Origin of the sequence: Chryseobacterium sp. KACC 21268 (assembly GCA_028736075.1) — a bacterium.
Classification (GTDB): domain Bacteria; phylum Bacteroidota; class Bacteroidia; order Flavobacteriales; family Weeksellaceae; genus Epilithonimonas.
Window position 1 is genome coordinate 834075 of the sequence record CP117875.1, and the last position, 21094, is coordinate 855168.

Below are 21094 nucleotides of genomic sequence, written 5' to 3' on the forward strand. Positions count from 1 at the left end.
TAGATGACAAGAATAAACAGGACTTATGTAGAAAAAACGTGACATTTTGTTATATGCTTGATAAATACGCATATAAATCGTTGGAATTCTCCAAATTCAGTTTTTTGGAAATTCTTTCTTTTCGTTTTCGGCAAGCTTCAATCGTAATGTTGAAGATGGAAGCGATCTCTTTGGTGGAGAGATTCATATAGATGTAGGAAATGTATCGGATGTCATTCAAGGTCAAATCGTTGTGTTTTTCCTTCAATGAGTTGATGAACTTGCTGTTGATCTCCTGGAAGTGATTAAGAAAATCGTCGCCATTATCTTCTTTGGAAAGAACTTCTTTGAGTTGGTCCAATTGTTTTGCTAACAGAGGATTGGTCAACATTTCCGGCCGCTCCTTCAACCGCAGGATGTAGTCCTCGATCTTGTCATTTTTCTGAGCAAGATGAATGGCGTTGGCCGCTATCTTTCGGTTTTTGTTTTCGAGTTCGTTTTTCAGTTTTTCTTTTTCGAGAAGCGCGTCGGTTTCCTTTTCCTTGATCTGTTTTTCAAGAAGTAAAGCGTAATTCTCTTTATTTTTAAGTTCCAAAGCAATGATCTGCTCATTCTTCTCGGCAAGTCTTCTTTTCTGTTTGTTCTTTTGAAGATAACCTCGGAAAAGCCAGAGAATAAAGGCAACCACAGCGATCCAAAAACCGATGATGTAAAATTTTAGTTTTTTCTCATTGGTCAGTTCCTTTTGAGAGTCCTGAAGTTTCAGTTTGATCTCACTGTTCTGGTACATTGCCCGATTTTGGATGGCATTCAGAGAATCTTTTACCACAAGCACAGAATCTTTGTATTGAAGAGACTTTCTGTAATCGCCTTCCGCAAAATAATTATCAGAAAACCGGTTGTAGATATCCGTCATATTGCTGTAATTCAGATTCTCCTTCTGCGCTTGCTTGATGAATGAAAGTGCTTTTTGCTGGTCTTTTTGGTCTTCATACACTTTTGATAATATCAGAAAAGCGGAGACCTTGTGATCATTATATTCCGGCGTGTTAAGCTTACTGAGTAAGGGATTGAGAAGCGAAAGTGTTTTGGTATAGTCCTTTTGCTCCATTGCATTTTTGGCTTCGGCAATGTCGAGTGCTCTTTGGATGTCCAGCTTTGCAAGTGGTCTGGCGACAGAAATGTAGTAGGAGGCTTTGTCCAACTCTTTGGTCGTGTTGTAAAGTTCGGCGAGATTGGCTGCGTACAAAGAAATCCCGATGGTATCCTTATTCGCTATGGCAAGGTCGTAAGCTCTTTTCTGATGCTTTTCGGATTCTTTATATTTTCCCTGCCGCAGATAGACTAGTGCGATATTGTTGAGTACGGACATTTCCCTGTCGCTGTTCAGATGCTTGAGAGCAATCGTATAGGCTTCAAGGTAATAATCCAGGGCTTCACTGTAATCCAGCATCTGATAATAATTGAGACCGATGCAATTGGTGGAGATGAATTGCTGCTCGTACCAATTGTTCTGTTCAGAAAGGCTTTTGGCCTCGGTAAATAATTCTAAAGACGCAGTGTGTTTTTTCTGGTACAAAGCCTCAATCCCTTTAGATATCAGTTCATCGCAACGTTTTTTGGAACTGTCATTTTGCAAGACAGAAATTAAAACGATAAAGGAGAACAGAAACTTCATAAGGCTTTGGACGAAAACTAATTATCAAGTAAAATTAATCAAATTATTGATGTAATGAAACCGACGACTTGTGTAGAGAACAAAAAAAACCGGAACTGAATCCGGTTGATATTTTAAAATTATTTCGCTTCTACACAAAAGACAGCGTAAGGAATAACGATGGCCGATGGATAGAGCCTCTTGATGTTTCTAAGGTCATCCGCAGCGCTCTGTTTGGAAAAGTAGCTTCCGGCCAATATTTTATAATTAGGTCTGAGAGAAGCATCTTTCTCAACTTTCAGATTTCTGAAGTTATTTCGGAATTCTAAACTGATTTTGCTGGCTTCTTCATTGCTTTTTACTACTACAACCTGAATCTTGTAACCCATGATCTTCGGATTTTTTCTGCAGATCTCGGCATTTGTAAGTTCTCTGTTGGCTACCAAAATTTTTGGCGGTGCCTTCACACTTGTTCCGGCAGAACGGTTGCAATTGCCTTCTACCTTTTCCAAAGCATCATTAATACGTTCATCCAACGAGAAGGAAAGCTCAGTTCCAGAGAGTGTGTCTTTCTTCACAATGTATTGAGCATCAATTTGGTAAAAAGAAAATACAGTTGCGATTATGAAAAGCTTAAGCAGATTGTTCATTTAATATTTATTTTAGGCAAATTTAAAATAAATTGATTGAAACGCAAACCTTGTTATTTAGAACGTTTACAAATTAATTAGAATTGACAAAAACCATCCGATAAGGTCGTCTTAATTTTTGTTAAAGTGCTATTTTTGCGGAATTGAATGTAAACAGTCAATAGAATTTACTAACCCAAGATTATATAAATGATTAGTTGGAGAAAGCATTACAAAAAGGGTCTGATAGCAATTAGTTTATTGTTGTCAACCGGCGCTTCCGTTTATGCACAAGGCGATCCGAAAAAAGGACAGGAGCTTTTCAAAGCGAACTGTACAGCTTGTCACGCTTTGGACAAAAAAGTTGTAGGGCCTGCACTTGGCGGTGTTGTTGAGAAAGTCACAAAAGATGGTCAAGATGTTGACTGGCTTCACAAGTGGATCACGAACAATGAGAAACTGAGAGCGTCAGGCGATGCATACGCAAACAAGATCTATGAGGAAAATGGAAAAGTTGCGATGCAGGTATTCGAAGGGAAACTTTCTACTCAGGATATCGATGATATCTTGGAATACACAACCAATCCTCCAAAAGAAGAGGCTGCTGCTGAAGCTCCAGCAGGAGAAGCTGATGCAAATAGCACGGCTGCTATCGAAGCTCAAAAAGCACAACAACTTAATTCTAAAATCGTAATTGCTGCATTGATCGCAATTGCTGGACTATTGGTTTGGCTATTGTTGAAGATTCGCCAATTGGTAAAATTACAACAGACTCCAGAATTATCAGAACTTAATTCTTCAAGAGTTGTTTCTTATTCTGCTTTGTATGAAAAATACAGCTATGTAGGAAAAGCCTTAGTAGGATTACTGGCATTGATTGCTGTTTACGGTGTTTGGAACTGGTTGATGTGGATCGGTGTTTACAAAGGATACGCTCCTGAACAGCCAATCTATTTCTCTCACAAGATCCACGCAGGCGAAAACAAAATCGATTGTCAGCTTTGTCACTCCGGTGCAAAATATGGTAAAGTTTCTGAGATTCCTTCTCTTAACGTTTGTATGAACTGTCACCGTTCTATTTCTGAGTACAAAGGAAAATACCTTGAGCCAGGAAAAGACAGAGAGTTCTATACAGGAGAGATCAAAAAAATCTATGCTGCTACAGGATGGGATGAAGATAAGCAGGCTTACACTGGTAAAACTCAGCCGGTGGAGTGGACAAGAATCCACAATATGCCAGATTTCGTTTACTTCAATCACTCTCAACACGTTGTTGCAGGTGAGCAGGCAATTATTAATGGATTCAATGCAAAACAGAAAGATGCAGCCAACAAAATTGATGTTGTTTGTAAAGCTTGTCACGGAAAAATTGATACAATGAATGTGGTTCAAATGGCTAACAACTTCACAATGGGTTGGTGTATAGAATGTCACAGAACTACAGAAGTAGATATGAATAACGGTTATAATAAAGAATACTTCAAAAATCTGCATGATAAGTTGAAAAAACAATATGGTGAAGGAAGTAAGATCACTGTAGATGCAATTGGAGGTCTTGAGTGTGGTAAATGTCATTATTAATAACAAAAATTAGAAGTATAAATGGCTTCAAATAAAATACAATTCAGAAGTATTCACGAACTAAAAGATCCAACCCTGAACGGGAAGTTGGCGCTGAAAGAGTTTCAGAATGAGATTCCGGTAGATGAATTCTTGGAAGATGCTGGTAACTCAGGAACTTCTCGTAGAGACTTTCTTAAGATATTAGGTTTCTCTACAGCAGCTGTTACTTTGGCAGCGTGTGAGGCTCCAGTTCTTAAAACAATCCCTTATGTGGTAAAACCACACGATATTATTCCAGGGATCCCGAACTATTACGCCTCTTCATATTTCGACGGATTCGATTTCGCTAGTGTTTTGGTTAAGACCAGAGAAGGTCGTCCGATCAAGATCGAAGCAAATCCAGCAGCAGGTTCATTAGGTACAACCAATGCAAGAGCGCAGGCAAGTGTACTTTCTCTTTATGATAATGATAAAGTGAAAAGACCAGCTTTGAATGGAGATGAGCAAACTGATTTTAACAAGATCGATGATTTCGTTCTAAAAGGTTTGACAGAATCTCAGGCTACTGGTAAAAAGATCGTGGTATTATCTCACTCTTTCCCAAGTCCAACATTCAAAAAGTTGTTTGGAGATTTCAAAACCAAATATCCTTCTGCAGAACTGATCACTTATGATGCAATTCCTTACGCTGCAGCATTAGACGCAGCTCAGGAAGTTTTCGGACAAAGAGCATTGCCAGTTTATGATCTTAGTACTTCTCAGTTGGTGGTTTCTTTCCAGGCAGATTTCTTAGGAGATTATAATGCTTCTAGCTTAGAAGTATCTTATGCTGCGGCAAGAAAGCCAGGTCCAGAGATGTTGAGACACATTCAAGTTGAATCCAACTTGAGTTTGACTGGAGCTAACGCCGATTCTAGATACAGATTGAAGCCTAGTGCTGTTTTCAAAACTTTGGTAGAAGTTTACAACGGACTAAATGGTGGAACGGCTGATAAAACAGCTTCTGAGATCGTAAAAGAACTTCAGGCAAAAGGTAGCAACGCAGTTGTTTTGGCAGATGGTTCAAAAGCAGCTTACGTTCTAGCACACTTAATTAATCAAAAATTAGGATCTAAAGCTTTCACAGGTAAAGCTAATTTCCTTAAAGAATATGACAACGTAAGATTCAACGAATTTTTATCTTGGTTGAATGGTGGACAAGTTGGCGTTTTGATCTCCAACAATGTGAACCCGATCTATTCTCACGCAAAAGGTGAATCTCTAAAAGCAGCTTTGTCGAAAGTTCCTTACTCTGTAGCAATTACAGATAAGAAGAATGATATCTACAAAGCTTCCAAAGCAGTTATTCCTGCGACACATTGGTTAGAATCTTGGGGTGATATCGCTCCGGAAACTGGTGCATATTCATTGATGCAGCCGACAATCCAAAAGATCTTTACATCAAGACAGGTTGAAGAATCTCTTTTGGTTTGGATCAATGGAAAAAACAGTCCAGCGAATAACTATTACGAATATCTTAAAGCAAATGCTTTAACGCTTAACGAAGGGAAAACTTTCAATAAGACTTTATACAATGGTTTCACAACTGGTGGTCTTTCTACAGGATTGGCCTACACAGGTGGAAACGCAGCTCAGGCTGTTGCTGAATTGTCAGCTTTCAAATCAAATCAATTAGAATTACAACTTTATACCAAATCTGCAATTGGTGATGGAACACAATCTAACAACCCTTGGTTGATGGAGCTTCCAGATCCGATCTCTAGATTGTCTTGGGATAATTACTTGACGATCTCTCCAAAAGATGCAGAAGTTTTAGGCCTAGAAAATAGCCTGAATGCTAGAATGCAGTTGGACGGAGACTTGGTAAATGTCACTGCAAACGGTGTAACATTGAAAGATGTTCCTGTTTTCATCCAGCCTGGACAAGCTGAGGGATCTTTGGGTCTGGCTTTAGGTTATGGTAAAAAAGATTCAGGGAAAGTGGCTGATACTGGTATCAATGCTTATCCATTATTCGACGGTTACAATACAGTTCTTACTAATGTAAAAATTGAAAAAACCGGAGAAGATTATGAGTTTGCAGGAATGCAGCTTCAGAATACATTGATGGGTCGTTATGAGATCGCTAAAGAAGTTTCTTTGGAAGATTTCATCAACAAACCAACAGATGAGTGGAATAAGCCTTTGGCAATGCACACTATCGGAGGTGAGCTTCCTATCGGAAAGATCGACCTTTGGGATGCTTTTGATGATACAGATGGTCCTCACTTCAATCTATCTGTCGATCTTAACTCTTGTACTGGTTGTGGTGCTTGTGTAGTTGCTTGTCAGGCAGAGAACAACGTAGCTGTTGTTGGTAAGGAAGAGATCAGAATGTCAAGAGATATGTATTGGTTGAGAATTGACCGTTACTACTCTGCAATCGAGAAGATTGAAACCAAAGAACAGATTGACAGAGGTCTTAATGCACCAATGTTGTATGGTGGTCCTTTCTCAGAAGGTATCTTGAACCATCCAGCTGATAATCCAGATGTGATCTTCCAGCCGGTAATGTGTCAGCACTGTAACCACGCACCTTGTGAGACTGTTTGTCCAGTTGCGGCAACTTCTCACGGTAAGCAAGGTCAAAACCAAATGGCTTACAACAGATGTATCGGTACAAGATATTGTGCGAACAACTGTCCATATAAAGTAAGAAGATTCAACTGGTTCAACTATGCGTTGAATGACAGATTTGACTTCAATATGAACAATGACCTTGGAAGAATGGTTCTTAACCCAGATGTTGTTACAAGAACAAGAGGGGTAATGGAAAAATGTTCTATGTGTATCCAAATGACTCAGTCTACAATCCTTGAAGCTAAGAAAGATGGTAGAAGAGTGAAGGATGGCGAATTCCAGGTTGCTTGTGCTAACGCTTGTTCTACAGGTTCACTTAAATTTGGAGATATGAATGATGTAGCTTCCGAAGTTCGTAGCTTGTTCAACAGCGAAAGAAAATACGTATTGCTAGAAGAGATTGGTACAAAACCAAACGTATTCTATCATACAAAAATCAGAAACAGAAAAGAAAGTTTAAATAATAAATAGGTAAAAAATGTCAGGACATTACGAAGCTCCGATAAGGGAACCTTTAATTATTGGTCACAAGACTTATCACGATATCACAGAGGATATCGCAAGACCTATCGAAGAACGCGCAGGGAAATTATGGTGGGCATCATTGTATGCTGCTTTGATTCTGTTTGTTTACGGATTTGGTTGTATTGCATACACGATCGGAACCGGTATCGGTGCCTGGGGACTAAACAGAACGATCAACTGGGGTTGGGATATTACCAATTTCGTTTGGTGGGTAGGTATTGGTCACGCAGGAACATTGATCTCTGCCGTACTATTATTATTTAGACAAAGATGGAGAATGTCTGTAAACCGTTCTGCAGAAGCGATGACGATCTTCGCTGTTTGTCAGGCGGCCATTTTCCCAGTAATTCACATGGGTAGAGTTTGGGTTGGATATTGGGTTTTCCCTTTGCCAAACCAATTTGGGTCTCTTTGGGTGAACTTCAACTCACCACTACTTTGGGACGTATTTGCAATCTCGACTTATTTCTCAGTGTCCGTTGTATTCTGGTTTATGGGATTGATTCCTGACTTTGCAATGATTAGAGATAGAGCGAAGACTCCATTTAATAAGAAAATTTATACGCTACTCGCATTCGGTTGGGGTGGAAAAGCAAAGCACTGGCAGAGATTCGAAGAGTTATCTTTGGTTCTAGCAGGTTTAGCAACACCACTTGTATTCTCGGTACACACGACGGTATCATTTGACTTTGCTACATCGGTGATCAAAGGATGGCACTCAACGATCTATCCACCATACTTTGTGGCTGGAGCAATCTTCTCAGGATTTGCAATGGTACAAACGCTATTGTTGGTCGCTAGAAAAGTTTGTCACTTGGAAGATTACATCACAATGTATCATATCGAAATTATGAACATCGTAATCGTAGTGACTGGTGGAATGGTAACTGTAGCTTACGCAACTGAGTATTTCATCGGTTGGTATTCAGGATCTAGATTTGAAGATTTTACATATCTATCTCCAGGAGCAGCAACTGGTCCTTACTGGTGGGCATTCTGGGCATTGATTATTTGTAACTTGGTTGTGCCTGCAGCATTCTGGTTCAAAAAAGTTAGAACCAATATCTTCTGGACATTCATCATCGCATTGATCATTAACATTGGAATGTGGTTCGAGCGTTTCGATATTATCGTAATCAACTTGTCAAGAGATTATTTACCATCTTCTTGGACAATGTTCAAACCAACAATTATTGATGTTGGAGTATATTTAGGAACGATTGGTTTCTTCTCAGTATTATTCTTATTGTACGCAAGAACATTCCCTGTAATTGCCCAAGCAGAATTGAAAAGTATTTTGAAAATTTCCGGTGAAACTTATAAAGCAAAAGAAGGAGATGAGCACCACTAAAATTATATATGGACTTTACGGCGACGACGATGATTTGATGCACGGCGTGAAAGCCTTTACGGATAAAGGAATCAGTATAAACGAAGTGTATACACCGTTTCCTGTTCACGGACTAGACAAAGCTCTTGGATTAAAGAAAACCAGAATTTCTGACGCAGCATTTATTTATGCTTGTTATGGGGTGACGATCGGGATTACTTTGACCGCTTGGATTATGAATCACGACTGGCCACAGAATATTGGTGGTAAACCAGCTTTTGACTGGTTGCATAATATGCCGGCTTTCGTAGATCCAATGTTCGAATTGATGGTATTCTGTTCTGCTCACTTGATGTCATTGACTTTCTTAGTGAGAAATAAAATGTATCCAGGCGCAAAACCTCAGAATCCAGATCCAAGAACTACGGATGACAAATTTATGATGGAGTTCGTTTCTGATGATGTTGAAACTATTAAACAACTGTTGATTGATACAGGTGTTGAAGAAATAACAGTTAAAGATGCTTAAGATGAAGAATAGTATATTAAAAATTACAGCAATCTTTGGTTTAACTACTGTTTTACTGAATTCTTGCGGTGGTCCAAAAGACAATCCACCTTTGGTATATTTTCCGGATATGTATTTTCCTGTAGCTTATGATCCTTTGATGAAAGCGAAAGATGCTTATTCCGATCATGAAAATGAAATCCCTGCATTTGTTGCTCACAACGGTGCAACTGGACTTTCTCCTGTAGAAGGATCTGTTTCACAAAATAGAGACGGAATTGTAACTGAAGAAGCTTTACCAAAAAATGTAGATCAGTACAACGCTGGCTATGAAGCTTCAAGAGCTATCACAGCTTCTCCTTTGAAACCTGAAAACCTTGAGAAAGATTTGGCAAGAGGAAAAGTATTGTTCGATCATACTTGTTCTGCTTGTCACGGAACTGGAGGTGACGGACAAGGACCAATTGTAAAAAGCGGTGCTTACTCAGGTGTTCCAAATTATGCTGACAGAGATATCACGATCGGATCTATCCATTATGTTTTGACAAATGGTAGAAATGCGATGGGATCTTATGCAGGACAACTTAATGTAGGTGACAGATGGAGAGTGGCTTTATATGTTTACAATACATTCAAAGGTTCAGCTACTACTGCAACTCCGGCCGCTGATGCTCCAGCTGCAACAGCTACGACAGAAAAAACTTCTACTGCAGCCACTGCACCGGAAGCTAAAACCAATGCTAAATAAAAAAAGAAAAAAATGTATAGTTTTTCACCTAAATTAAAATTGTATTCTATCATACTCATTGTTGTAGGAGTTGTTTTATTCGGGATTGGTTATGCTCTTAACCATGGTTTGGATGATACTGCAATTTCTCATTGGATGGAGTCTGTTCATTCAAAAGGTCACGAGGCACCTTCTCATTCCAGTGAGTTAGTTGGTCCTCAGGATCACGAGGCTCATTTGGAGCACGCAAAACACCAGATCCACAATCAGCCTTTGGCGGCAGTTCATACATTTGCAGTATTCTTTTTTGGGATCAGCTGTTGTGCATTGTTCTTCTATAGTATTCAACACGCGGCTCACGCTGGTTGGTCTATTATTGTGACAAGAGTGATGGAGGCAGTAGCTTCGTTCATTCCTTATGGAGGAGCTCTTTTAATTATCTTGACGCTTCTTAATGCAACTCACAACGGACATTTATTCCATTGGATGGATCCGAATCTTACCGATCCGAATTCTCCAGAGTTTGATATTATCTTGTACGAAAAATCAAAATTCCTTAATATTCCTTTCTACATCGTTAGAACATTGATCTACACCATCGGAGCATCTTTCTTTGTTTGGAAATTGAAAAGTATTTCTAAGAAAGTAGATGAGAACAAAGGAGACAGAAAGATCTATGCTAGCCTTTACAGTTGGAATGTAGGCTATATCGCATTCTTCGGGTTTGCATCTGCAGCTTGGGCTTGGGATTGGTTGATGTCTATTGACCCACACTGGTATTCTACACTTTACATTTGGTATTCAATGGTTAGTTGTTTGTCAACTGCTGTAGCTTGTATCATTTTGGTTAGTGTTTATATTAAGAAAAAAGGAGTATATCCACAATTCAATAACAACCACCTTCACGATCTTGGTAAATTCTTATTCGCAACGAGTATGCTTTGGAGTTACCTTTGGTTCTGTCAGTTTATGTTGTATTGGTACGCGAACATTCCGGAAGAGATCAATTATTTCTTTGGTAGATTCGAATATTACAAACCGACTTTCCTACCAATGCTGATCATCAACTTCCTTGTGCCATTGTTGGTATTGGTAAGTAGCAGCATCAAAAGAAATTACAAAGTGGTAACATTTATGGCTTGTGTTGTAATAATTGGTCACGCGGTTGATTATTTCAATATGGTAATGCCAGGAACAGTTGGTCCTTACTGGAACAATACTTCTATGTTATTCTTGATTTTCGGATCGTTCATTTTCTTTGTTGGTCTTTTCGTTTTCGCAGTGATGACAGCTTTGTCAAAACTAAAATTGATGCCAACTGGAAACCCGTTCTTCCACGAATCAGAGATCTACGAATATCCTTTCTAATTAATTTTAGAATCGAAAATATAAACCCAGCAGCGATGTTGGGTTTTTTTATTAATTTTAAAGAAACAAAACATAGATGATCCAAAAACTTCCAATAGAAAATATACTTTTCCTAGACATTGAAACTGTACCCCAGATTGACAGTTGGAATAACCTCGATCCCACGACACAATATCTTTGGGATAAGAAAACCAAATCTCAAAGAAAGGACGAAATAGAAGCTTCTGAATTCTACGAACAACGCGCTGGGATAATGGCCGAATTCGGGATGATCATCTGCATATCAATCGGAATGATCGATAATAATTCCGGAAGGCTGAAAATAAAAACATTCGCAGGAGGAGAGAAAAATTTGTTAATAGAATTTTGTGAATTGTTCAATGCGCCAAGGATGAACAATGTAATTCTCTGTGCACACAACGGCAAGGAATTTGACTTCCCTTACATTGCAAGACGACTTTTGATTCACGGGATACAGCCACCGACGCCTTTTCAAATGTTTGGTAAGAAACCTTGGGAAATTCCCCATGTTGATACGATGGAACTTTGGAAATTCGGAGATTGGAAAAGTTATGTTTCTCTGGAATTACTCGCTCACCTCTTTGGAATCCCAACGCCAAAAGATGATATCGATGGCAGTATGGTTGCCGATATATACTACAAAGACGGTGATATAGACAGAATCATTCATTATTGTGAAAAAGATGTCTTAACTTTGGCAAACGTTTTCCGGCGTATGCGTCAGGAAGACTTATTAAAAAGATTAGATTAAAATGAAACTGACAGACGATCAAATAGCTGATATAGGCGAAGAAATTATCAAGGAACTTAAATCCGTTTATGACCCGGAAATTCCGGTGGATATTTACGAATTGGGATTGGTGTACGACGTTCAGATCTCAGAAGAAGCAGATGTTTTGGTTATAATGACACTGACATCTCCAAACTGCCCAGTTGCCGAAACACTACCAGTAGAAGTGGAAGACAAAGTACGTGGCGTAGAAGGCGTGAAATCCGCAAAAATAGAACTTACCTTTGAGCCAACCTGGACCAAGGAAATGATGAGCGAAGAAGCCAAGTTCGAACTTGGTATGTTATAATAAAAAATCCTGCAACTCGCAGGATTTTATTTTAGTCTTGATATTCGAAAATAAATATTTTCTTGATGTCCGGATGTAAACTCAGATAAACCGGAGAATTTTTCGCTGTTTCTTCTATAAAAGTGATTTCCTCTTGTGTGTAAGAATGCGGAAATTTGAAAATACAGAAGAGCTCACCAATTCTTCTCGGTTCGAAGTACATTGTTTTTTTCAAATCGCAAGTTGCACCCGTTATGTCAATGTTTCTATCTTTTGCGACAACAAATAGATGGGCAAAAATACTTTGTGCCAGTGCGGTTGCAAAAATGTCTGTTGGAGAAAAGTGCTCTCGTACACTGAAATCATTTGTGGGAATGTATGAGGTGAAGACATCACCAGAGCTTTCGTGTAAAGAATCAATTCTATTCTCACCTGCATAAGTCGTTTTTGAAGTCATATCTTATAGTTTTTTTGGTTTTTCTGTAATAAATTTACACCATTTTTTTGGAATTTTAAATTTTGCCGATGAATTATTATTAAAATATGACAAAACTTACACCTCAATCATCAATCTAAAAATGAAAAATATCCTTCGCCATATTATAAGCACTTTCAAAATGAAGAAGATTCTGATAGATATCAATTTTCTCAGATGACATAAAAGTGAAAACCTTCTCCGTCGGCATATTTCCAACCAGGTCATCCTTTGCCATCGGACAACCACCAATGCCTTTTATCGCACTATCGAACCTTCTGCAACCTTCATCATAGGCCGCTTTCAGTTTCATATAAGAATCCTCATATCGGTTATGGAAATGCGCTCCGAAGTTGATTTCCGGATATTTGTGAGGCACTTTGCTGAAGAGAAGTTTGATTCTTTCCACATCCCCCACGCCAGTCGTGTCAGAAAGTAGAATATCCTTGATTCCAACCTCCTCAAAACGCTTCGCCCAAAAATCCACATCTTCCCATTTCCAACTCTCACCGTAAGGATTTCCAAGCGCCATAGAAAAATAGAGATTCAACTGTCGACTTTCAGACTTTGCCAATTCGAAAATTTTCATCACTTCCGTAAAAGCTTCTTCACGACTTTTGTTCGTATTTCTATGTTGGAAAGTTTCAGAAATTGAGAAAGGAAATCCCAAAATATCAACTTGCTCGTGACTCAACGCTTTTTCCGCCCCTTTCAAGTTGGCGACAATTACGGAAAGTTTGGTATTGGAAAGCGATTTGTCGATTTCGTCCAGCACAGTTCCAGAATCCGCCATTTGAGGCATCGTTTTCGGGTTCACAAAGCTTCCGCAATCCAACACATCAAAACCAACTTCCATCATCCTGTTGATGTAATCTATCTTCGTTTGCGTGGGAATCATTTCTCCCCAGCCTTGCATCGCGTCTCTAGGACATTCGGTTAAGAACATTGGTCTATTTTTAAATTTAATTTGGGCAGCTATTCCGCCTTCCGTTCCCGCTTTTTTTGCCGAGCTTTTCCCATTGCAAAAAAAGAGCTCCACTCAAGTCGGGCTGCGGTTACGAGTTGCAACATCTTTCATCAGTCAACAATCAATCATCATCTATCGCTTATCATTTATCGCTTAACTCTAGCCACGAATTGTTTGTTGTTCACTCCATAAATATATAACTTTGCGCAGATATAGCAAATTATATGGAAAACATCCAATTGGACGGAGTTTGGAAAGAAAAACTCCTGAGCAGATTCATCACCTACATCAAGATATTTTCAACCAGCGACGCAGAAAGTGAGACCACGCCTTCCACGGAAAGACAATGGGACATTGCAAATTACCTTTACAAAGAATTGCAGGAACTCGGCTTGGAAGACGTCAGTATCGATGACAAAGGCTATGTTTTTGGATTCATTCCTTCCAATATCGAAGAAACAGTTCCACAAGTTGGATTCATTGCGCACTATGATTCTTCACCAGATTTTAACGGTGAGAATGTGAATCCGCAGATTTGGGAAAATTATGACGGCGAAGATTTGTTATTGAACAAAGAAACAGGATTTACCTTGTCTTCAACCAAATTTGAAGCTTTAAAAAAATATATCGGGCAAACCATTATCACGACAGACGGGACCACTTTGCTAAGTGCGGATGACAAAGCTGGTGTTGCAGAAATTGTAACGGCCGCAGAATTTTTGTTAGCAAATCCTCAAATCAAGCACGGACGAATTTCCATCGGTTTCAATCCAGATGAGGAAATTGGAAGAGGCGCACATCATTTCGATGTTGAAAAGTTTGGTGCAGAATGGGCGTACACAATGGACGGTGGCGAAATTGGCGAATTGGAATACGAAAACTTCAACGCGGCCGGAGCAGTCGTGAAAATCCACGGATTGTCTGTTCATCCAGGTTATTCTTTTGGTAAAATGCTGAATGCAGGATTGGTAGCTTCAGAGTTCATCAATTCATTACCGGAAAATGAAACGCCAGCAACAACAAAAGGTTTCGAAGGATTCTTTCACTTGACAGATTTTGAAGGCGATGTTTCCGAAGCCAAACTTCAATACATCATCCGCGACCACGATGACCAGAAATTTGAAGATAGAAAAAAACTGATTGCTGAAAAAGTAGAAGCAATCAACCAAAAATACGGAGAGAAAACGGCAGAGATAGAAATCAAACCGCAATATCTCAATATGAAAAAACAATTCGAAGGCAAAATGCACATCGTGGACATCGCTGAACAGGCAATGAAAAACGCTGGCATCACTCCGAAAATCAAAGCTATCCGTGGCGGAACAGACGGCGCACAGTTGTCCTATATGGGATTGCCTTGCCCGAATATCTTCGCTGGTGGACACAACTTCCACGGACCGTACGAATTTGTACCTTTGGAAAGTATGATTGCGGCCGTGAGCGTAATCGTTCATATCTCACAATTGGTAAAGTAATTGATTCATTAAATCAAATAAAATCTCTGAATGACAATCAAAGAAAATCAACAAGAATTAGTAGAAGAATTCTCCTTTCTGGAAGATTGGGAACAGAAATACGAATACATCATCGACCTCGGCAAAGAGTTGGAAGGACTTCCCGATGATAAGAAAACAGACGACAATCTCATCCGTGGTTGCCAGTCCAAAGTTTGGATAGATGCCGAACACAAGGACGGAAAATTGTTCTTCAACGCAGATTCTGACGGGATTTTGCCTAAGGGAATCGTTTCGCTTTTGGTTAGAATCTACAGTGGACATTCTACGCAGGAGATTTTGGATTCGGATTTTGATTTCATTTCACAAATCGGTTTGCAGGAATTCCTTTCGCCATCGCGAGCAAATGGACTAATGGCTATGACGAAGCAAATCAAATTTTACGCAGTCGCATTTCAACTAAAGAAGTAGGTGAAGACTATTTTAGCATATCGTTTTTCCGCATTTGGGGACGTTGCAATGACTGTTCCTGTGTGCGTCGAGTTTCTGGAGCAGAATCCTGATGTGCAAATCATTTTCATCAGCAGGGATAATTTCAAGGACCTTTTTGACAGACATCCAAGACTGATTTTCAAAGGCATCAGCTTTGATGATTACAAAGGTGTTTTCGGAATTCGAAAGCTGACCAGACAATTGATTAGAGAATTCAAGCCCGATTATGTCGCTGACCTTCACGATGTCATCAGAACAAAAATGGTGAATTCCATCTTCAAAAGACACCGATACAAAGTTTTTAAAATCAACAAAGGCAAGGAGGAAAAGGAGAAACTGACCAACGTTTGGAATCTCGACAAAAAACCACTGAAAAGAACTGTGGAACGTTATGCCGACGTTTTCAGAAAAATGGGATTTCCATTAGAATTATCCCACAAATTAAGACCTCAAACTGACGAGAAAAGCGGAGTAGGATTTGCGCCTTTCGCTCAACACAAGGGAAAGATGATGCCTTTGGACAAGTCTTTCGAATTGGCTAGAGTTCTTGCAAAGTCACATAAGGTTTACTTCTTCGGAGGTGGAAAAGAGGAGGACGAAATCCTAAGAAAATGGGAAAGTCAAATCCCGAATACGCTGAGTTTGTCGGGGAAATTATCTTTAAAAGAAGAACTTCAGAAAATCTCCGAACTGGAAACGATGATTTCTATGGATTCCGCAAATATGCATTTGGCAAGTTTGATGGGAACCAGATGTGTTTCTGTTTGGGGTTCCACGCATCATTTTGCTGGCTTTTTGGGTTACGGGCAAAGTGAAGATGACATTGTCCACGTCAAAGATTTGTCTTGCAGACCTTGTTCTGTTTTCGGTGATAAAGAATGTTTCCGAGGCGATTATGCTTGTCTTGAGGAATTGAACATCCAGAAAATCATCGACAGAATATGAAGCTGAGCATTTGCATTCCTGTTTTTAATTTTGATGTCAATGAATTGGTTGATGACCTTCAAGGTCAGATTAATTCTGAAAAGTTAGATGCGGAAATCATTTTGATTGATGATGCTTCTAGTCAGGAGTTTGTGAGCATCAATAAAAATCTGGAGACAAAAGTCAGCCAATTTATATTCCTTGAAAAAAATATCGGACGTTCCAAAATCCGAAATCTATTTTTAAAATATACCAACTCAGAATATTTGCTTTTCCTTGATTGCGATGGGAAGGTGATTAATGGAAATTTTCTCAAAACCTATTTTGACTTTATCAGTAAACAAAATCCTGATGTCATTTTTGGAGGACGGAAAGTAAGTGAAATTGAACCAGATTCAGAATATGGATTGCGATGGAAGTTTGCCACTGAGAGGGAAAATCTAGCCGTAAATCAACGTTTGAAATCGCCCTATTTAAGTTTTCAGACCAACAACTTTGTGGTTAGAAAATCTATTCTTGATGAGATTAGATTTAATGAAGGAATCACGCAGTACGGCTACGAGGATCTTATATTTGCAAAAGAACTTTACGACCATCAGGTGAAAGTGGACCATATAGACAATCCGATTTTTAATAATGATGTGGAAACCAATGCTGTTTTTCTCGCGAAAGCGGACCAATCTGCAAAGAGTTTGGCGCAATTAATCAATACGGATAAGAATTTTGACAGAGTTTCAGAGATCAAACTAGCAAAAGCTTATCTGATGATGAAGAAAAGTGGAACTGTGCATCTGTATCAGCTTCTTTACAAACTATTCAAATCGCAGATAGAAAAAAAGCTTCTCACGGGCAATGCCTCGCTAAGAGCTCTGGATTTTTACAAATTGGGTCAGCTTATCGGGTATATGAGTAAGCCGGAGATTCGTCGTAATTAAGGTCAATCCTAAGATCCGCCACATTCATCCAAGTGGCCACTTTCAATCCGAAATATCCTATTAACATTCCAAATGTATTAAGGAAAACATCGTCTATATCGGCAGTTCCTCTCGCTGTGTAGTATTGGGCAAGTTCTATCACTGATATTCCGCAAACGAATAGGAAGAATAGCAATGGCAAATTGTTCAGTTTTTTGATTAATAAGCCAAGCCCTCCAAATGGGATAAATACCAATATGTTCCCTACGATATTGACCATAAAAGTCTCTGAGAAAAAATTATTGTATCGTAGAAAGTAGGTGATGCTTTGAAGCGGATTGAGTTGTAAGAATCCAAATTCGGGATGCCTGCCACAGCCGTAAAACATCATATATAATAAGAAAATAGTGTAGAAGGGAATTAACACTGCATAATATCTTTTCATAGGTTTCCTTTTGAGGGGATTAGTAATTAAAAGAGTTTTATACCAAAAGAAGGCGAAACAATTTTATTTTTCTACACGCATCAAAAATCTTTCCAAAAACAAAAATTAAACAAGTGATTAACCTTTTTTATAAATTTTAACATTTATGTGAAGTGTAAATTAAGGAATTAACAAAATTTTAAGAAGTGGGCAGTACAGGATTCGAACCAGTGACCTCTGCGATGTCAACGCAACGCTCTAAACCAACTGAGCTAACTGCCCAAAATTTCATCAAAGTAGAAAGAAAAAAATCTCCCAGTTTCCTGAGAGATTTTGTGGGCCCTGAGGGATTCGAACCCCCGACCCTCTGGGTGTAAACCAGATGCTCTGAACCAACTGAGCTAAGAGCCCTGAAATTTTTTGAAAGGCTTCAGTATCCTTTTTGTGGGCCCTGAGGGATTCGAACCCCCGACCCTCTGGGTGTAAACCAGATGCTCTGAACCAACTGAGCTAAGAGCCCCACTGAACGGCTTACCGTTTTGAGTGGTGCAAATATACAAATTATTACGAAGTCAGCAAATTTTTTTCTAAAAAATCTCCCACTACAAAGTTACTTCCGCCAATAAAAATCATTTCGCCCGCTTTACAATTCTGTGTTGCAGAAAGATAACCATCTTGGACGTTTTGAAAAATTTTATAATTAATTTCACTTTTTTTCAGCAGGTCTTCATAAGTTTCTGGATTTCGACCTCGGTTGACGTTTGGTTTTACAAAATAATAGTTTTCATTTTTGGGCAAAATTTCCAAAACTTCATCAATTTTCTTATCATTTACAAAACCAAGAACGATATGTTTGTGCTGAGAATATTCATTCAATTGATTGAAAACTTCTTCCAGTCCGGCTTTGTTGTGGCCTGTATCACAAATCGTCAAAGGATTCTGTGAGAACTCAAACCAGCGTCCGATGAAATTGGTGTTTTTAGAAACATTCGAAAGTCCGGATTTTAAGTTTTCATCACGAATTGTCAAGTCTTGTTTTCTTAATTCATTAACCAAAGCCATAACAACTCTGATGTTCTTTTTCTGATATTTTCCTTTAAGGTCAGATTCTAACGAAGTTTCAATCGTTGTTGCATCAATGAACTCAGTATTCATTTCTTTTGCTTTATTAATGATAATATCACGGACAGAAGTCTTTTCATCTCCAGAAACAATAGGAATGTTTTCTTTAATGATGCCTGCTTTTTCAAATGCAATTTCTTCAATCGTCTCACCCAAGAGGTCTTGATGGTCCAATTGAACATTTGTTATTGCAGAAACCAATGGCTTGATGATGTTCGTAGAATCCAATCTTCCGCCCAAGCCAACCTCGATGATTGCATAATCAACTTTTTGCTGATGAAAATATTCGAAAGCCATTATGGTTGTGAATTCAAAAAAAGAAGGCTGGATTTCGCTTGGTAATTCTTTTAATTTCTGGATGAAATCGTAAACAAATTCCTTATCACAATTCTTACAATTGACTTTGATTCTCTCCGTAAAATCTACCAAATGTGGCGAATTATAAAGCCCGATTTTGTAACCAGATTCCTGAAGAACAGAAGCTAGCATATTACTTGTAGAACCTTTTCCATTTGTTCCGCCGATATGAATCGTTTTGATTTTATCCTGTGGATTTCCGAAAAAGTCACAAAGTTTTTTGATGTTTTCAAGTCCAGGTTTGTAAGCTGAAGAACCATCTCTTTGATAGTTTGGAGCTTGGGCAAAAAGCCAATCTACGGCTTCCTGATATTCGTGTGAATTCATATTTCAAAATGAATTACAAATTTAAAAATAAGAAGAATGTAAGGGAATTAAATCTGAAAAATTTTGACAATGAATAAAATGAAAATGAGTGAAAGCTTAAAATTTATATTTCCAATGCTCAAATTTTAGGAGATTACAAGTCAGAGTCAAGCCCTAATTTTATCAAATTAAATTCTATTTTCCTACCGTCAATAGTAGTAAAAAGCATTCTTACAAAGCCATAATCACTATTATAATAAAAGATAGATTTGGTGTTTCCTAAATCTGGAATTATTGTATCAGTATGGATTTCAATGCATTCAATATAGTTACCTCCAAGTTTATAAAGTTTTTTTGTGTCAATCACTTTATAGTTGCTTTTGGAAGTTCGCCGACCTTCCCATTCAATCCATTTTTTATCTCCCCAATGATTTCCGAAATTAAGCTCGTAATCCCAAGTATTTGATGTGAATTCAATATATGGAAAAGCATTCATTTCCAATATTCTAAAATTATCACTTCGCGGCGGATGCATCCAAAACTTATCATTTTTAATAATAACTCCGGTCATTTCGTAATGCGTAAAATTATTTGCGGATTTATTCTTTATAATGATTTCTTCACATTTTTCAACAGAATTACAGTAGTCGTAAGCAATAGTTGATTGCCCAGGATTGAATGATTCAAAATCATAGTATTTCAACATTAAAATTTTATCTTTTGAAATGATGCTGTCGGCAACGATATTGTAAAAATAGGCCTTGTTTACAAAGTTTTTGACATCATTTGAATTATCATTTTTCACTTGACTGAAACAAAACGTGCCTAGAAAAAGCACAAAAAGAAAAAAGTTGTGTTTGTTTGTATTATTTAAATTTTTGAACATATTGCTTTTATAAATCAAGTAGAAAATTATTACTACTAATTTATAAATATTACCAATGTAAAATGATAAATAATTAAGAAAGAATTATATCTAAAAAACAATCGTGTAAGTCCCCTGAGAAACATTCTGAGATTTCTTCGCCTTCACATATTTTTTTGTCCAAATCACAGCCGCAGTCACATTGCAAACGTCTTTGATGCCACTGCTTCGTCCGGCAGAAGTGACATTCCCTGCTTTGTCAACCGTGATGAACATTACGAGCTGACCTTTGGCTTTGCAATTATGAGAAGGCAATTTTCCAGCTTTCCCCATTGTTCCGGGAATGAAAGCGGTCAAGATTCTGTCTTTACCAATTTTGGTGATTTTTTCCTCCTTGGAATCCGTTTTAGAAGCATCCTTTTTCTCGTCTGTTTTAGCGAGTTTTTTATCTTCGGTTTCAGATTTTGGAGTTTCCTTTTTTTCCTCTTTTACAGGTGTGATTTCTTGAGCAATAGAAACGGTGTCTGCAGGTAAAATTTCAACATCTGGAACATAGATTTCCGGTTCTGAAAGTGAATCTATTTCTGGTTCAGCTTCAGGTTTTGGAATTTCTGTGACCACAGGTTTGGGTTGCTCAGAAGCTTTGTAATAAAGTGAATTAAATGAAAACAAAAGCACAAAAAAAACCAGCGCAACCACATAAAATGCAATTGGCAACCCTGATAGTTTCTTCGTTCTTCTTCGAAATTCCATTTATAAATTTTTAATTGATGAAAACAAGTAAGCTAAATTGAACTTCTTACTCTGAGT

General features: G+C 38.3%; 20 protein-coding genes and 3 tRNA genes. 12 read left to right on the top strand and 11 right to left on the bottom strand.

Features of this window, described 5'->3' with window-relative positions; all coding sequences use genetic code 11:
- Window positions 1–49: 49 nt before the first annotated feature.
- Together PQ459_03955 and PQ459_03960 are read right to left on the bottom strand one after the other, a co-directional pair.
- Window positions 50–1657, bottom strand: a complete 1608-nt coding sequence (locus PQ459_03955; protein WDF47646.1) for a tetratricopeptide repeat protein — start codon at window positions 1655–1657, stop codon at window positions 50–52.
- Window positions 1658–1776: 119 nt separating this feature from the next.
- Complete coding sequence (locus tag PQ459_03960; GenBank protein WDF47647.1) at window positions 1777–2286, bottom strand: SPOR domain-containing protein; 510 nt, start codon at window positions 2284–2286, stop codon at window positions 1777–1779.
- 189 nt (window positions 2287–2475) lie between these two features.
- Between PQ459_03960 and PQ459_03965 the strand changes: the two genes are divergently transcribed.
- From PQ459_03965 to PQ459_04000, 8 genes are all read left to right on the top strand, one after another.
- Entirely contained in the window at window positions 2476–3846 is a 1371-nt protein-coding gene (locus PQ459_03965) for a c-type cytochrome (protein WDF47648.1), read from the top strand.
- A gap of 21 nt (window positions 3847–3867) precedes the next feature.
- Window positions 3868–6918 carry a TAT-variant-translocated molybdopterin oxidoreductase gene (locus PQ459_03970; GenBank protein WDF47649.1) on the top strand — a complete coding sequence of 1017 codons (3051 nt, stop codon included), beginning with the start codon at window positions 3868–3870 and terminating at the stop codon, window positions 6916–6918.
- Between the two features lie 7 nt (window positions 6919–6925).
- Window positions 6926–8323 (top strand): polysulfide reductase NrfD, encoded by a 1398-nt coding sequence (nrfD, locus tag PQ459_03975; GenBank protein ID WDF47650.1) that lies wholly within the window; start codon window positions 6926–6928, stop codon window positions 8321–8323.
- Window positions 8310–8831 carry a DUF3341 domain-containing protein gene (locus PQ459_03980; protein WDF47651.1) on the top strand — a complete coding sequence of 174 codons (522 nt, stop codon included), beginning with the start codon at window positions 8310–8312 and terminating at the stop codon, window positions 8829–8831. Before nrfD ends, PQ459_03980 begins: the two co-directional genes overlap by 14 nt.
- Window positions 8824–9558, top strand: coding sequence for a c-type cytochrome (locus PQ459_03985; GenBank protein WDF47652.1), 735 nt, complete (start codon window positions 8824–8826; stop codon window positions 9556–9558). The genes PQ459_03980 and PQ459_03985 overlap by 8 nt, the downstream gene beginning before the upstream one ends.
- Window positions 9559–9570: 12 nt before the next feature.
- Window positions 9571–10905, top strand: a complete 1335-nt coding sequence (locus PQ459_03990; GenBank protein ID WDF47653.1) for a quinol:cytochrome C oxidoreductase — start codon at window positions 9571–9573, stop codon at window positions 10903–10905.
- A gap of 76 nt (window positions 10906–10981) precedes the next feature.
- Window positions 10982–11677 (top strand): 3'-5' exonuclease, encoded by a 696-nt coding sequence (locus tag PQ459_03995; protein WDF47654.1) that lies wholly within the window; start codon window positions 10982–10984, stop codon window positions 11675–11677.
- A 1-nt stretch (window position 11678) separates the two neighbouring features.
- Window positions 11679–12005 carry an SUF system Fe-S cluster assembly protein gene (locus PQ459_04000; protein WDF47655.1) on the top strand — a complete coding sequence of 109 codons (327 nt, stop codon included), beginning with the start codon at window positions 11679–11681 and terminating at the stop codon, window positions 12003–12005.
- A gap of 31 nt (window positions 12006–12036) precedes the next feature.
- Here the strand turns inward: PQ459_04000 and PQ459_04005 are convergent, their stop codons facing one another.
- Both PQ459_04005 and PQ459_04010 read right to left on the bottom strand, forming a co-directional pair.
- Window positions 12037–12441: an OsmC family peroxiredoxin gene (locus PQ459_04005; protein WDF47656.1), complete on the bottom strand. Its 405-nt coding sequence runs from the start codon at window positions 12439–12441 to the stop codon at window positions 12037–12039.
- Window positions 12442–12556: 115 nt separating this feature from the next.
- Window positions 12557–13405 (bottom strand): hydroxymethylglutaryl-CoA lyase, encoded by an 849-nt coding sequence (locus PQ459_04010; GenBank protein ID WDF47657.1) that lies wholly within the window; start codon window positions 13403–13405, stop codon window positions 12557–12559.
- A 245-nt stretch (window positions 13406–13650) separates the two neighbouring features.
- On the opposite strand from PQ459_04010, the gene pepT reads away from it, so the two are divergent.
- Genes pepT through PQ459_04030 form a run of 4 tightly spaced genes read left to right on the top strand, consistent with a single transcriptional unit; the run spans window position 13651 to window position 17231 of the window.
- Window positions 13651–14901 carry a peptidase T gene (gene pepT / locus PQ459_04015; GenBank protein WDF47658.1) on the top strand — a complete coding sequence of 417 codons (1251 nt, stop codon included), beginning with the start codon at window positions 13651–13653 and terminating at the stop codon, window positions 14899–14901.
- 30 nt (window positions 14902–14931) lie between these two features.
- Window positions 14932–15351 carry a SufE family protein gene (locus PQ459_04020; GenBank protein ID WDF47659.1) on the top strand — a complete coding sequence of 140 codons (420 nt, stop codon included), beginning with the start codon at window positions 14932–14934 and terminating at the stop codon, window positions 15349–15351.
- Window positions 15352–16317: a glycosyltransferase family 9 protein gene (locus tag PQ459_04025; protein WDF47660.1), complete on the top strand. Its 966-nt coding sequence runs from the start codon at window positions 15352–15354 to the stop codon at window positions 16315–16317.
- Window positions 16314–17231 (top strand): glycosyltransferase family 2 protein, encoded by a 918-nt coding sequence (locus tag PQ459_04030; GenBank protein ID WDF47661.1) that lies wholly within the window; start codon window positions 16314–16316, stop codon window positions 17229–17231. Before PQ459_04025 ends, PQ459_04030 begins: the two co-directional genes overlap by 4 nt.
- Here PQ459_04030 and PQ459_04035 read toward each other — a convergent pair.
- The 7 genes from PQ459_04035 to PQ459_04065 all read right to left on the bottom strand — a co-directional run bounded on the left by PQ459_04035 (window position 17191) and on the right by PQ459_04065 (window position 21037).
- Window positions 17191–17655: a VanZ family protein gene (locus PQ459_04035; protein ID WDF47662.1), complete on the bottom strand. Its 465-nt coding sequence runs from the start codon at window positions 17653–17655 to the stop codon at window positions 17191–17193. The genes PQ459_04030 and PQ459_04035 overlap by 41 nt on opposite strands.
- A gap of 186 nt (window positions 17656–17841) precedes the next feature.
- Window positions 17842–17916, bottom strand: a tRNA-Val gene (locus tag PQ459_04040).
- Window positions 17917–17970: 54 nt separating this feature from the next.
- Window positions 17971–18045: transfer RNA gene (locus tag PQ459_04045), tRNA-Val, on the bottom strand.
- Window positions 18046–18079: 34 nt separating this feature from the next.
- Window positions 18080–18154 (bottom strand) — tRNA-Val (locus PQ459_04050).
- Between the two features lie 44 nt (window positions 18155–18198).
- The gene (locus tag PQ459_04055; protein WDF47663.1) at window positions 18199–19440 is read right to left on the bottom strand and encodes a bifunctional folylpolyglutamate synthase/dihydrofolate synthase; all 1242 of its coding nucleotides are present in this window, start codon (window positions 19438–19440) and stop codon (window positions 18199–18201) included.
- Between the two features lie 133 nt (window positions 19441–19573).
- The gene (locus PQ459_04060) at window positions 19574–20224 is read right to left on the bottom strand and encodes a hypothetical protein (protein WDF47664.1); all 651 of its coding nucleotides are present in this window, start codon (window positions 20222–20224) and stop codon (window positions 19574–19576) included.
- 171 nt (window positions 20225–20395) lie between these two features.
- Window positions 20396–21037: a hypothetical protein gene (locus PQ459_04065; GenBank protein WDF47665.1), complete on the bottom strand. Its 642-nt coding sequence runs from the start codon at window positions 21035–21037 to the stop codon at window positions 20396–20398.
- Window positions 21038–21094: the final 57 nt, after the last annotated feature.

What these genes read in the sequence shown, in the direction of transcription:
- PQ459_03955 (WDF47646.1), bottom strand. Translation starts at nt 1,657, where the DNA reads ATGAAGTTTCTGTTCTCCTTTATCGTTTTAATTTCTGTCTTGCAAAAT.
- PQ459_03960 (WDF47647.1), bottom strand. Translation starts at nt 2,286, where the DNA reads ATGAACAATCTGCTTAAGCTTTTCATAATCGCAACTGTATTTTCTTTT.
- PQ459_03965 (WDF47648.1), top strand. Translation starts at nt 2,476, where the DNA reads ATGATTAGTTGGAGAAAGCATTACAAAAAGGGTCTGATAGCAATTAGT.
- PQ459_03970 (WDF47649.1), top strand. Translation starts at nt 3,868, where the DNA reads ATGGCTTCAAATAAAATACAATTCAGAAGTATTCACGAACTAAAAGAT.
- nrfD (WDF47650.1), top strand. Translation starts at nt 6,926, where the DNA reads ATGTCAGGACATTACGAAGCTCCGATAAGGGAACCTTTAATTATTGGT.
- PQ459_03980 (WDF47651.1), top strand. Translation starts at nt 8,310, where the DNA reads ATGAGCACCACTAAAATTATATATGGACTTTACGGCGACGACGATGAT.
- PQ459_03985 (WDF47652.1), top strand. Translation starts at nt 8,824, where the DNA reads ATGCTTAAGATGAAGAATAGTATATTAAAAATTACAGCAATCTTTGGT.
- PQ459_03990 (WDF47653.1), top strand. Translation starts at nt 9,571, where the DNA reads ATGTATAGTTTTTCACCTAAATTAAAATTGTATTCTATCATACTCATT.
- PQ459_03995 (WDF47654.1), top strand. Translation starts at nt 10,982, where the DNA reads ATGATCCAAAAACTTCCAATAGAAAATATACTTTTCCTAGACATTGAA.
- PQ459_04000 (WDF47655.1), top strand. Translation starts at nt 11,679, where the DNA reads ATGAAACTGACAGACGATCAAATAGCTGATATAGGCGAAGAAATTATC.
- PQ459_04005 (WDF47656.1), bottom strand. Translation starts at nt 12,441, where the DNA reads ATGACTTCAAAAACGACTTATGCAGGTGAGAATAGAATTGATTCTTTA.
- PQ459_04010 (WDF47657.1), bottom strand. Translation starts at nt 13,405, where the DNA reads ATGTTCTTAACCGAATGTCCTAGAGACGCGATGCAAGGCTGGGGAGAA.
- pepT (WDF47658.1), top strand. Translation starts at nt 13,651, where the DNA reads ATGGAAAACATCCAATTGGACGGAGTTTGGAAAGAAAAACTCCTGAGC.
- PQ459_04020 (WDF47659.1), top strand. Translation starts at nt 14,932, where the DNA reads ATGACAATCAAAGAAAATCAACAAGAATTAGTAGAAGAATTCTCCTTT.
- PQ459_04030 (WDF47661.1), top strand. Translation starts at nt 16,314, where the DNA reads ATGAAGCTGAGCATTTGCATTCCTGTTTTTAATTTTGATGTCAATGAA.
- PQ459_04035 (WDF47662.1), bottom strand. Translation starts at nt 17,655, where the DNA reads ATGAAAAGATATTATGCAGTGTTAATTCCCTTCTACACTATTTTCTTA.
- PQ459_04055 (WDF47663.1), bottom strand. Translation starts at nt 19,440, where the DNA reads ATGAATTCACACGAATATCAGGAAGCCGTAGATTGGCTTTTTGCCCAA.
- PQ459_04065 (WDF47665.1), bottom strand. Translation starts at nt 21,037, where the DNA reads ATGGAATTTCGAAGAAGAACGAAGAAACTATCAGGGTTGCCAATTGCA.